The sequence below is a fragment of the Bradyrhizobium sp. USDA 3650 genome (assembly GCF_054057395.1).
This window is the reverse complement of sequence record NZ_JBSRZG010000001.1, coordinates 5011657-5024390: the sequence shown is the minus strand read 5'-3', so window position 1 is coordinate 5024390 and position 12734 is coordinate 5011657. Positions and strand designations below refer to the sequence as shown.

Below are 12734 nucleotides of genomic sequence, written 5' to 3'. Positions count from 1 at the left end.
ATAGACCGCGGGGGATGCGCAGCACAATAGGGTTTGGATACGGGGAGAACATGGCGGGGCGGTCGTCAGATCACGTAAAACCCGTGCGTTCCGTCAAGCCGCAACTGATCGACGAGGCCGTATTCCCAGTCGAGATAGGCCTGCATCGCGCGTTCGTCGACGCCGGTGCCTTCGTAGGGGCGGCGGTAGCGGTGAGCCGGGTCGAGCCTGGGCAGGACGCGCGGCGGACCGATTTCGAGCGCGCCGTCATAGCCACCTTCCTGCACATAGACCTCCCAGCCCATCTGCGCGAGCCAGGACGCCGTCATGTCGGCGCGGACGCCCTTGTCGTCGGTCAGCACGATGCGCGCGCCGCGCACCGGCGCCGCCATGTCCGTCTCCTGCACGAGCTGGCCGCCGGGATAGTGGCGGAAGCCCGGGAGATGGCCGGCTTCATATTCCCCGGCGTCACGGACGTCGAAGCGGTAGAGCGTGCGATCGGTCTGCGCGACAAGCGCAGCCATCTCGCTCGCGTCGATGTGGCGCACGCCGGCGCGATAGGCGACGTCGCGCGCATTGGCCGGGCCTCCCTCGAACGGCCCGATCGCGCCACGCCTGTTAGCACCATGGTCGAGCGTATGCCGCGCCAGCGTCCAGCCGATGGTGCCGTTGCGCAGTGAGCGGACCTTGTTCGGGACGCCGGCATTGATCAGCGATTGGGTGCCGATGATCGAGCGGGTGCGGCCGGCGCAATTCACGATGATGGTAGTGTCGGCATCGGGTGCCGCCTGCCCTGCCCGCAGCACCAGCTCCGCGCCGGGCACGCTGACCGAGCCCGGGATGTTCATGGTCGCATATTCGTCGAAGCGGCGAACGTCGAGGATGGCGATGTTGGCCTTGTCCGCGACGAATTTTGCCACCTCGTCGGCACTGAACGACGGCGTGTGCCGGCGCGACTCGACAAGCTCGCCAAAGGCTTTTGAGTAGGAGTTGACGTCCTCGAAGATTTGGTAGCCGGCGTCGCGCCACGCTTTCAGCCCGCCATCGAGCGCGCGGAGGTTGGTATAGCCGAGCGCGGCGAGCCGCTCGGCGCCGGCAGTGACGAGGCCCTCGCCGTCGTCATAGAGCACGATCGGCACATTCTTGCGCGGCAGCCTGACCTCGGCTTCGATCGCGATCCGGTCCGCGGCCATGTTCGCCGCGAAGAGCGGATGTCCCGTCGCAAAACCAGCCTCGTGCCTGAGATCGAGCAGCGCGATCTCCTCGCGGAGCAGCAGCGCGCGGCGGATGTCGGCGGGGCTAACGGTCGGGAGCGTCATGGCATAAACTCTAAGAAGTGGCCAAGAGCTTTTGAACCATTGTTGCGGCATTGGCTAGCCATGCCGCGCACAATCAAATTCGACAGCCCTTGTCAGACACATCATGGTCGAGGAGGAAGATCCTGCGCGCGAACGCCTCTCGACCCGGTCGCGAGTTCATCACGTCGGCGTCACCTCAATCACATTCGTATGTAGCGACCACCTTCGCGAAGTCGAGCCGATCGAGAGCATCGCGGTCGATCCAGAAATGAAGCGTGCATCCGATGTTGGCGTGCCAGTCAAGAAACGCGAGATCACCTTGCATCTGGAGCAATAATATATCCTCCAAGTGCTGCTCCGTCGCATCTTGCGGGCCGCTGCCATATCCCAGCATCTGATGCAGGGCGGTGTTGAAGTGGCGATATTGACCGTCTCTTAGGGTCGGGGTCTTCCAATGATTTCGACGCGCGAAATTCTTCAAATAGCTGAGAGGAACTTCGTCGGACACTTCGACGCTCTGCTCCGCCATGCATCGGATCGTATGATTGATGGCATTGCCGAGGTCCGACGCGATTGTGGACGAATACGTATAGACGTATTGTCGGATACTCTCGTAGGTGCGCACGACGTCGATCCACCAAGCCCGAAAGATCGCTCTTGTGTCCGCATCCACGTTATCCATCGGCGTCAGCGCCCGACAGCGCTCGAGCCATCCGATTGCGCCAGCCCGAAGGCGCTTCAATTCCGCGACTCCCTCGTCGGAGAGCGGCTTGTAGGAATATCCGGGTGTCAGGTCGCGAACGACGTGCGACAGCACAGACCGAACCACGTGATTGATCAGGAGCCAGTTGAAAGGCCATTGATCGTCCTTCTCGTATTCGGACGCGAGTCTGAATTGCAGCAAATCAGGTCCTTGCGGCTCACCGGGACCCAATGCCTTGCACAATTCTGCGATCATGAGTTCGCCGCCGACGTCGTCCTCGTGAAAATAGAAGTCCCGGAATACCTGGAAAGAAAGTGGATATTTGAATTCGACCTTGGAATGAAAATCGAGCGCCGGATCGAGCCATTTGACCTGGGCGTCACCGTCGGTCCCCGCCAGCGGCATCAAATCGGACGGTGGCGCGCGGTCGGGATATGCGTCACCCGCAGCAGTACCGTAGAGAACGCGACAAGGCGGACGTCCTTCGCCCACGAACACGGAGCTGCAGAAGAAATAGAGAGTGCCTCGTTTCGGCAGCGGCGACCAACCGGAGCCCGGGACTTCGGCCAGGTCGATCTGAGCGACGAAGGTGAGCGCGACGGTCTCCAAGGTTTTGTTCGCCCTGACTTCCGCCGTCGGCCACTCCAATTCTGGGGGCAGCCTGGGAAGTCCGCCGAAGAAACTTCGCGCCTATGCGTGAGCGGCACGGGCAGGTCACTGCGTCTCACCAGTACGGCAGGCAGCGCCGTCTCTTCGATCTCGTCGCGTTCAGACGACGCCATCAGATAACCACCACTCTAGGATGCACCTCGCCAATCGAACCATTTTGCGAAAGCTCCGACAAGTGCTTCTTACCCGCGGCGCCCAATGTGATTCGTTGTCACTGCTATTCGGCGATCGCCGAACGGCAGTCGACGCGATCACTCGCCGGGCACGAGCCGTCCGAGCTGCAGCTGCGCCGGGCGCCGCAGCTTGCGGCGCGACAGGTAGAGCGAAATGCCCGTGACCGCGAACAGCGGCATCAGCGCAGCCGCGACCATGAACGCGAGCTTGCCGGGCCAACCCAGAATCGCGCCGCGGTGGATGTCGAGCACGTTCGCGATGATCTTCTCGCCGAACGTCTTGTCGGCGTAGCGTTCCGCGGAGACCAGCTGACCGGTGACGGCATCGACGCGGAATTCGTCTCGGGTGGTGTCGAGGGTCGAGTCTTTCCCCCATGAGCGGATCCGGATCGTCGTCCCCGAACCGGCCGGCAGCGTCAACAGAGCCTTGGAGAAGCGGCTGCCCTCTTCGTGCAGGAAGGCGCCCCACGCGCGATCAAAGCCGATCGGCTGTGCCGTCTCGCTGGCGCCGGCGACACGCGACGCCTTTGCAGGCATCTTGGGCTGCATCTTAGCGGCAGCGACTTGCGGCCGCGACAGCAGCCAGACGACGCCGTCCTTGTACCAGTCGAACGAATACCAGAGTCCCGTCAGCGTCATCACCAGATAGACCGGCAAGACCCAGGTGCCGATCACCGCGTGCAGCGAGCGATGGAGGCCGCGTCCGCTGAGGCCGAGATTGGGCGTTCAGCCACATCTTCACGCTGCCTGCACGCCGCGGCCAGCGCAGCACGAGGCCCGAGATGAGCATCACGATCAAGCCGAGCGCGGCCACGCCCGTGATCTGGCGCCCCCAGCCCTTGGCGTCGCCGGGAATCAACAGCCAGCGATGCAGCTTGCGCACGGTCGCGAAAAACTCTTCGCCGCGCGGTGCGCCCAACGCGCGCGCGTCATAGGGATCGACATAGAGCGAGGACGGCCGCGCGCCTCGTTCGTCGCGGGCGAATCGCACATGCACCGCGGCGGACGGATCACTTGCTAGCGTCACGGCGGAGACCTTGCCGACATCCTGCGCCGCAGTCAGGCGCGCAACCAGTTCGTCCGGCATCAGCGCCGGTGCCTGGCGCGGCGCGACCTGCATGATGCCGGCGTTGAGATGATCGACGATCTCATCCTCAAAACTCATGATCGCGCCGGTCAACGCGATCACGGCAAGCAGCAGCGCGAGCACGAGGCCGGCGATGGAATGGATCTGGTGGAGGGCGACCTTGATGTGACGCCCCAGCAGCGCGGCCATCGCTAGAACTTCACCGTCGCCGACAGCGAGAAGCGTCGGGCATCGCCAATGGCGACATTCAAGGCGTTGCCGGTACTGGACGTATAGTAGAGCTTGTCGAACACGTTCTTGACGTTGAACTGATAGGTCACCGGCAGATTGTCGATTTTCGTGTCGTAGGTCGCAAAGACGTCTGCGACGGTGTAGGCCGGCAGGAAGAAGTTGTTGGCGGAGTCGCCCGGTCGGTCACCGACATAGTGCGCGCCGCCGCCGAGCCGCAGACGTCCGGGCAGCGCATCGCCGAAATCGTAGACGAGATAGAGCGAAGCCGTGTTCATGGCGGCGTTCAGGAGCTTGGCGTTACCGACAGCGGGATCATTGATCAGCCGGGCATCGGTATACCCATAACTTCCGATCAGGCTCCATTGATCAGTCAGTTTGCCGGTCACGTCCAATTCGACGCCGCGCGACTTGGCCGCGCCGGAGGCGCGCGCCGCCGACTTGCCTCCGCCGATGTCATCCAGCACCAGGACATTCTTCTTCTGGATGTCGTAGACGGCCAGGGTGCCCGACAGCCGCTTGTTGACATCGAACTTCAGACCGGTCTCCCATTGCGTTCCTTCTTCGGGCGCGATGGTGGAGTCGACGACAAAGCCGGAGGTGAACGCTGCGATGACCGATGTCGGCTTCAACGACTGCGTATAGCTCACGTAGTAGGAGAGCTGCTCGTTCAGCTTGACGACGACGCCGCCGAGCGGCAGCACCTTGTCGCCTGACAAATTGGTGTTCGTGACGAAGACGGGCCGGCCTTTTCCGGCGAGCTGCTCGTATTCCATCCAGCGCACGCCCCCGACCACGGACAGCCAGTTGGTCAGATGGAAGGTGTCCTGAGCGAAGAAGCCGCGGGTGCCGAGCTTGTCGGTCTGTTCGCTGTCCGTTGGCGAAACAGCCGTGCCCGGCGAGATCAGTCCGTAGACCGGGTTGTAGAAATTGAAGTTGGCGGTCGCCTGGCGGATCAGGTCGCGACGATCGATGGTGCGATACAGCGCTTCGCCGCCGAACAGGATCTCGTTGCGGAAGCCGCCCACCCAGACATCACCCTGGAGATAGGAGGTGCCGTAACTGGCGTTGCTTAGCGAGTTCTGGGTGCCATCGTTGCTGCGTTTCTCGACGCCGGTTTTAGCGTCGACGCTGGTGATGCGGAGCTGGTTGGCGCTATAGGTCTCGGTGTTGTAGCTGTAGGCCGCCGTGACCTTCCAATTGTCATCGAGCTTCTGCTCGACCGAGGCCTGCACCAGGTCGGAGGTGCCCCACATGTTGTTGAAGGGCTCGTCGAGCCGGCGCGTCTTCGGGATCGCCAGCGGAGCGCCGTTGACGAACGCGGTGCCGCGGTCGAACGGAGTGATGAATTCGCGGTGCTCGTAGGTGAGCTGGACCGTCGTGGTGTCGCCGTACCAGGCGAGCGACGGGTTCACCAGCATTTCCCTGTGACGACCAAAATTGCGCCAATAGTCCTCGCTGACGCCGTAGCCGATGAAACGATAGGCGAGACCGCCGTCGCCGATCGGACCGGTGATGTCGAGCGTGCCGTCGGCGCCATTGCGATTGTTCGCGAAGGTCGAGCCGAGCAGCGTGACCGAACCGTGCTGGTAGAGCTCCGGACGCTTGCTGATGGTGTTGACGATGCCGCCGGGATCCATGATGCCGTAGAGCAACGAGGCCGGCCCCTTCAGCACCTCAACGCTTTCGACCGCGGCGTTCAGGCTGCGCCCCTGCACCAGCGGCATGCCGTTGCGCATGATCGAGCCGTCGCGGTTGTCGCCGAAGCCACGGCGGATCACGGCATCCTGGGTGCCGGCGAGCGTGTTGGTCTGGGTGATCCCGCTGATGTTGACCAGCGCGTCGTCGATATTGCGCGGCAGCTGGTCCTTCAGAACTTGCGCGGGCACGACATTGACGGATTGCGAGGTGTCGAGCGGAGAGGCCCCGCTGCGCAGCGTCGTCGCGCTCGGCATCGCGCGGTAGCCGAGCTTTGCGGCTTGCTGCGCGGCGGCATCAGCCGCGGCGCGTTCCGATGACGTCGGAGCCGCGGGGGTGGTGGCATTGCGGCTGCGCTGACGCGCGGCCGCTTGCGTCCGGCGTTGAGATGTTTCCGATGCGCGCGCCGTTTTCGGCCGCGGCGCCGGCGCTTCCACCGTCACCGGCGGCAGCGCCGATTGGGCCTGCGCGGTCGCCGAGCTGGAGAGACACTCAGCGAGCAGCACGGCCGCTCCGATGAGAAGAGCCGCGCGGCTGTCGCCGGCAGGCGTTCGACGACCGCTGACGCGCTGGCCGTCCAGGTAAGCACGCACTTTCGATTCACTTCCAAGTCAGACGCAGAAGCTGGCGCGTCTAACAGCCGCTGTTCGTGAAGAGAACCGCAAGCGGACTTGAATCGCTCTAGTGTTGAATGGTTCTAGATTCCGATCCCGCTATTCGGCAATCCTCGATTGATTGCGCAGCGAGCGCGACACGCAGCGCGCGAATTCGCGGGCAACCTGTCGCGGTTCTGCGCGATCTCACGCGATGGCGGGAGCCGTCAGCTCGTCGAGCTTCCGCTTGAGCGCGGTGCCGTCGGACAATGCCCGGAGCGGCGGCCGCACGCGCAGCCAGCTCGCATCGCCCGTCTGTGCCGCGAGGATGGCTTTCAACGTCGTGAGGAAGGATGGTGATTTCACCACGATGTCCACGGCAGCCTGCATGCGTGCTTCGACATCCTTGCCGTCGATCATCGCCTTGACCAGCTCCGGCGCGATGTTGGCCATGCCGCAGATGGTGCCGGCACCGCCGGCGGCGATCGCGCGGGCGATGTCAACCTCGTTGCCGACGGTGATGGCGAGCTCGGGGGCCGCGGCACGGAACGCCTGGAACTGCTTGAAGTCGCCGCTGGAGTCTTTCAGGCCTGCAACGACCTTGCCGTAGCGCTTGCGCAAATTCGCGGCGACGGCGGTCGAGATCGCGACACCCGAGATCTGCGGGATATGATAGAGGTAGGCACGCAGGCGATCATCGGCGACGCCGTCGAGGATCGCCGCAAAGGCATCTTCGATGCCTTCAGCGGTGACGCTGCGGTCGAAGTAAGGCGGCAGATACAGCACGTGACGCAGGCCGAGGTCGAGCACGGTGCGCGTCAGCGCGATGCTGTCGCTGATCGCGGGGAAGCCGCCGCCGATTCCAATGCGGTCCGGCGCGACGTCGGCCTTGAGCACGGCTTCGATGGTCGCGACCCGTTCGGCGACATTGAACGAGGTGCCCTCGCCGGTGGTGCCGAACAGCACGACACCGTCGACGCCCTTATCGAAGAGTTGCTTGGCGTGGGCGGCGAGCTTTGCGGAGTCCACGCTGCCGTCCGTCGCCAGCGGCGTCGCCGACGCCACCCAGAACCCGCGAATTGCCTCGGTCATCACACTAGCCTTGTTTTTGCTTTACTTTCCGCCTTGTACCTTACATACAACAAACGCGCAAACCCTTTCCGCCGTCAAGGCGGACATAACACGCAGCCAGATTCAGAGGAGGTCTCGCATGAACATGGTGACCCCCATCGAGCGGCCCGACCAACTGCTCGCCGCCCTGCGCGACAGGCTCGGCGCGGCTGCCGTGCTTGTCGGCACCGACGTGCCCGCGCGCAATTGCAACGACTGGAGCGCGAGCCTGCCGCAAACGCCGCTGGCGGTGATCCGCCCGGTCGACGCCCAAGGCGTTGCGGATGCGATCGCGACTTGCCGGCAGGCGCATCTGCCGTTCGTGCCGCAGGGCGGATTGACCGGGCTGTGCCGCGGCGCATCGCCCGAAGCGGGCTGGGTCGCGATCTCGCTGGAGCGCATGAGCGGCATCGAGGAGATCGATCATGCCTCGATGACGATGACGGTGAAAGCAGGCACGCCGCTTCAGACGATCCAGCAGGCCGCCGACGAAGCCGGCTTCTTCTTTCCGCTCGATCTCGGCTCGCGCGGCTCCTGCGCGATCGGCGGCAACCTCTCGACCAATGCCGGCGGCAATCGCGTGATCCGCTACGGCATGACGCGTGAGCTGGTGCTCGGGCTCGAAGTCGTGCTGCCCGACGGCACCATCATCACCAGCCTCAACAAGCTGATGAAGAACAATGCCGGCTATGATCTGAAGCATCTGTTCATCGGCTCGGAAGGCACGCTCGGCATCATCACCCGCGTGGTGCTGCGGCTGTTTCCAAAACCGCGCTCGACCATGGCCGCGCTCTGCGCGCTCGAGGACTATGCCGCGGTGATCGCGCTGCTCGGCGACGCGCGAAGCGGGCTCGGCCCGCTGCTGTCGGCGTTCGAGGTGATGTGGCCGGATTACTGGCACGTGATCACGACTCGCGCCGGCGTCAAGCCGCCGGTCGCCGCAGGCCACGGCCTCTACGTGCTGGTGGAAGCGCAAGGCACCGACGAGAGCCTCGACGCGCCGCGCTTCCAAAGCTGGCTCGAAGAGCTGATGGAGCGCGGGCTGCTCGCCGACGCTGCGGTGGCGCAATCGCTGGCGCAGACGCAAAGCTTCTGGCGCGTGCGCGACATCTGCGCCGAGTTCGGTCAGGTGCTGGGGCCGCACATCTCCTACGACATCGGTCTCGCCGTGGCGCGGATGGACGAGTTCGTCACGCGCTGCAAGGCCGCGCTCGCGGATGGCATCGAGGGCTGCGAGAGCGTCTATTACGGCCATATCGGCGACGGCAATCTGCATCTCGTCTCCTGGGTGACCGGCCTTGCCGTCGAGCGGCAGCCGAAGGAAGCGATGGACGCAATCATCTACGGTCTCGTGCGCGAGATGGGCGGCAGCGTCTCTGCCGAGCACGGCATCGGCACGCTGAAGAAGAAGTGGCTGGGTCATGCCCGCAGCGAGGCCGAGATCGCGCTGATGCGGACGCTGAAGGCCGCGCTCGATCCCGATCATCTGCTCAACCCCGGCAAGGTGATCTGAGAGAGCCGATGCGATCGCTGAAGCTCGATGCACCGAAATCGCTGTCGCAGCGGGTGATGCAGCGGCTGCGCCAGGCCATCATCGACGGCGAATTCGCGCTGGGTGCAGCCATCTCGGAGGAGATGGTGGCAAACTCCTTCGGAGTCAGCCGCACCCCGGTGCGTGAGGCAATGGGCCAGTTGCAGGCGCAGGGCCTCGTCGTGATCCGGCCGCAGGTCGGCAGTTTTGTCTTTACGCCAAGCGCGGAAGACATCACCGCGCTCTGCACTTTCAGGATCGCGCTGGAGCCCAAGGCCGCCGAGCTCGCCTTCCACCATGATCGCGCCGGTGCGACCGCGACGATGAGCGAGGCGATCGCGGCGATGGAGCCGGCGATCGCGGCCAGGGACAACATCGCCTACGGGCGCGCCGATGCCGCTTTCCACGAGGCGCTGTTCGCCCATTGCGGCAACCGCTATCTCGCCGAATCCTATCAGCTTGCATCCAGCCGCGTCGCAGCACTGCGCACCAATCTGACCTCGCCGATCGACGTGCGCACCCGCACGTCCTTCGACGAGCATCGCAAGCTGCTCGATCTGTTCGCGCGCGGCGAGTTCGCCGCCTTCGCGACGCTGATGACCACGCACATCACCAATTCGGGCGTGGTCTACGCCAAAGCGCTGCAGATCGTTTGAGCGCTGCTACCGCGCGCCTTTCGTGCCGGGCCTGTCCAGAAAATCCAGCGCGGTGTTGATCTGTTCGAGCTGGTGTTCGATTTTGTCGCGGTCCTCGACCGTGGGCGCCTTCTCGAGCTGCTCAACCAGCTTCTGCTTTCGAAGCAGCAAGTTCTCTATGACTGTACTCACGGCTCCCCCATCCGCCCGAGGCGAACATCGAGGCAATATTAGACCCCGGAAGCGAGCGCGCGCCAGCCGGGCCCGGCGCAAACCCTGCATCAGAATGTTCGCGAGGGCAGTTGGTTCCTGCGCGTGACCCGAGAAGGTATACACAGCTGATGGCGGCGCCCGCGAACGGTTAACGCGGTCGCACGCCCGGGCTGCCGGCCGCGGAACCGCATCTTTCATGGGCCTGTCGGTTGTATTCGCCGCCCTGGAGTCCTATGCGTATGCACCATGGACATCCAGATCATCGCCGCCGAAAAGCCCCTGATGGCGCAGGCACGCCCGCACAAGCCGGCGCCATTCCTCCCGATGAGCCGCGCCGAGATGGATGCGCTCGGCTGGGACGCCTGCGACATCGTGCTGGTGACGGGCGATGCCTATGTCGACCATCCCAGCTTCGGCATGGCCATCATCGGCCGCCTGCTGGAGGCGCAGGGTTTTCGCGTCGGCATCATCTCGCAGCCGGACTGGCATTCGGCCGAGCCGTTCAAGGCACTGGGCAAGCCAAAAGTGTTCTTCGGCGTCACCGGCGGCAACATGGATTCGATGGTGAACCGCTACACCGCGGACCGCCGCATCCGCAGCGACGATGCCTATACCGCGGGCGGCGAAGGCGGCAAGCGGCCGGACCGCTGCACCGTGGTCTACGCGCAGCGTTGCCGCGAGGCGTTCAAGGGCGTCCCGGTCGTGCTCGGCGGCATCGAGGCGTCGCTGCGCCGGATCGCGCATTACGATTACTGGTCCGACAAGGTGCGCCGCTCGGTGCTGGCCGACGCCAAGGCGGACCTGCTGCTCTACGGCAATGCCGAGCGCGCCGTCGTCGAAGTGGCGAACCGTCTGGCCGCCGGCGAGGCGCCGCGCGAGCTCGACGACATCAGGGGCGTCGCGCTGTTCCGCCGCGTGCCTGAGGACTATAACGAACTGCACGCCGACGATATCGACTCCGCCGACGAAGGCGCTTCGCGCACCAAAGGTTTGACCGTGATCCGGCTGCCGGCGCTGGAGCAGGTCGAGCAGGACAAGGAAGCCTATGCGCGCGCGTCACGCGTGCTGCACCGGGAGAGCAATCCCGGCAATGCGCGGCCGCTGGTGCAGCGCCACGGCGATCGCGATCTCTGGCTCAACCCGCCGCCGATCCCGCTGACCAGCGAGGAGATGGACGCGGTCTACGATCTTCCCTACGCGCGCGCTCCGCATCCATCCTACGGTGACGCGAAGATCCCGGCGTGGGACATGATCAAATTCTCGGTGACGATCATGCGCGGCTGCTTTGGCGGCTGCACCTTCTGCTCGATCACCGAGCACGAGGGTCGAATCATCCAGAACCGCTCCGAGGGCTCGATCCTGCGCGAGATCGAGAAGATCCGCGATAAGACGCCCGGCTTCACCGGCGTGATCTCCGACATCGGCGGTCCCACCGCCAACATGTACCGGATGGCGTGCAAGGACCCGAAGGTCGAGGCCGCGTGCCGGCGGCCGTCCTGCGTCTTCCCCGAGATCTGCCCGAACCTCAACACCTCGCATGACGATCTGATCCGGCTCTATCGCAAAGTGCGCGAGACCAAGGGCATCAAGAAGGTGATGGTCGCCTCCGGCGTGCGCTACGACCTCGCGGTCGAGAGCCCCGAATACATCAAGGAGCTCGTCACCCATCACGTCGGCGGCTATTTGAAGATCGCGCCGGAGCATACCGAGCGCGGGCCACTGGACAAGATGATGAAGCCCGGCATCGGCGCCTACAACCAGTTCAAGCGGATGTTCGATGCCGCGGCCGAACAGGCCGGCAAGAAATATTATCTGATCCCGTATTTCATCGCGGCCCATCCGGGCACGACCGACGAGGACATGATGAACCTCGCGCTGTGGCTGAAGAAGAACCGCTACCGCGCGGATCAGGTGCAGACCTTCCTGCCCTCGCCGATGGCGACCGCGACCGCGATGTACCACACCGGCGTCAACCCGCTGCGCGGCGTGCGGCGCGGCGGCAGCGACAAGGTCGAGGCGATCAAGGGCCTGCGCCAGCGCCGCCTGCACAAGGCGTTCCTGCGCTACCACGACCCCGACAATTGGCCGGTGCTGCGCGAAGCCCTGAAAGAGATGGGCCGCGCCGATCTGATCGGCTCGCGCCCCGACCAGCTGGTCCCCGCGCACCAGCCACCCGGCACCGGCAAGGCCGCCGGCACGCGGCGGCCGGTTCGTCCCGGCGAAAAGACGCAGCGGTTCACGACCAAGAATCTGCGGGTGATGAAGTAGCGGGCGAGCCGGACCAGGTCCGGTTCAGCCTGCGGCTTTCGAGCCGCCCAAAACAAAAAACCTCGAAAACAACCCCATGCACAGTAGCCGGCATGAGCGGGATCAATGGCTTAGGCGCTTTGCGAACCCTTTGAAGCCGCCGGGCGAGATAGCGGAAAAACAGAAATTAGGTTTCGGCGAAATATTGACTCGTCGGGCAAAACAGGCGCAGGATGCCATTGTCGCGGCACGCGTGACAGGGCGAGCCCCAAGCGCTACTCCGTATCGATACCTCGAGCTTCACACCGTGTCCCGCGCGGAGGCCCGAAGCGATCGGTCCCCCCGACTGAATCCATTCAACACAGCAGGCATCGGTGCGCGCCCTGATGCGCTGCGCACGGCAGGTCAGCCAGGGCCAGAAGCGGAAGTCGCTCCAGTGTAAACAGGCGAGCGGGATGGGAGCGAAGGCTTGACCTTTTCTCTGCCTCGAAGCCGAACCATATTTTCGGCTAGCCGCCGCGCAAGTACTTCCCCGCGGTTGGTTAGGCCCGGCACCGGCTTACGGACGGC

Annotated in this window: 8 protein-coding genes and 1 pseudogene; 3 read left to right on the top strand and 6 right to left on the bottom strand. The window is 64.4% G+C overall.

Annotated features, from left to right (window positions below):
• Positions 1-65: 65 nt before the first annotated feature.
• From ACVIN2_RS23375 to ACVIN2_RS23355, 5 genes and pseudogenes are all read right to left on the bottom strand, one after another.
• Positions 66-1298, bottom strand: coding sequence for a rhodanese-like domain-containing protein (locus ACVIN2_RS23375; RefSeq protein WP_456767342.1), 1233 nt, complete (start codon positions 1296-1298; stop codon positions 66-68).
• A gap of 175 nt (positions 1299-1473) precedes the next feature.
• Positions 1474-2628 (bottom strand): DUF1963 domain-containing protein, encoded by a 1155-nt coding sequence (locus tag ACVIN2_RS23370; protein WP_456767341.1) that lies wholly within the window; start codon positions 2626-2628, stop codon positions 1474-1476.
• Between the two features lie 272 nt (positions 2629-2900).
• Positions 2901-4098: pseudogene (locus ACVIN2_RS23365) on the bottom strand (PepSY-associated TM helix domain-containing protein).
• Positions 4099-4100: 2 nt separating this feature from the next.
• On the bottom strand, positions 4101-6428 hold the full coding sequence (locus ACVIN2_RS23360) for a TonB-dependent siderophore receptor (protein ID WP_456767340.1): 2328 nt from the start codon (positions 6426-6428) through the stop codon (positions 4101-4103).
• Positions 6429-6635: 207 nt separating this feature from the next.
• Complete coding sequence (locus ACVIN2_RS23355) at positions 6636-7520, bottom strand: dihydrodipicolinate synthase family protein (RefSeq protein WP_456767339.1); 885 nt, start codon at positions 7518-7520, stop codon at positions 6636-6638.
• Positions 7521-7638: 118 nt separating this feature from the next.
• Between ACVIN2_RS23355 and ACVIN2_RS23350 the strand changes: the two genes are divergently transcribed.
• Both ACVIN2_RS23350 and ACVIN2_RS23345 read left to right on the top strand, forming a co-directional pair.
• Entirely contained in the window at positions 7639-9051 is a 1413-nt protein-coding gene (locus ACVIN2_RS23350; RefSeq protein ID WP_456767338.1) for an FAD-binding oxidoreductase, read from the top strand.
• 8 nt (positions 9052-9059) lie between these two features.
• Positions 9060-9725 carry a GntR family transcriptional regulator gene (locus ACVIN2_RS23345; RefSeq protein WP_456767337.1) on the top strand — a complete coding sequence of 222 codons (666 nt, stop codon included), beginning with the start codon at positions 9060-9062 and terminating at the stop codon, positions 9723-9725.
• 6 nt (positions 9726-9731) lie between these two features.
• Here the strand turns inward: ACVIN2_RS23345 and ACVIN2_RS23340 are convergent, their stop codons facing one another.
• The gene (locus tag ACVIN2_RS23340) at positions 9732-9896 is read right to left on the bottom strand and encodes a hypothetical protein (RefSeq protein ID WP_007597654.1); all 165 of its coding nucleotides are present in this window, start codon (positions 9894-9896) and stop codon (positions 9732-9734) included.
• Positions 9897-10163: 267 nt separating this feature from the next.
• On the opposite strand from ACVIN2_RS23340, the gene ACVIN2_RS23335 reads away from it, so the two are divergent.
• The gene (locus ACVIN2_RS23335) at positions 10164-12185 is read left to right on the top strand and encodes a YgiQ family radical SAM protein (protein WP_456767336.1); all 2022 of its coding nucleotides are present in this window, start codon (positions 10164-10166) and stop codon (positions 12183-12185) included.
• Positions 12186-12734: the final 549 nt, after the last annotated feature.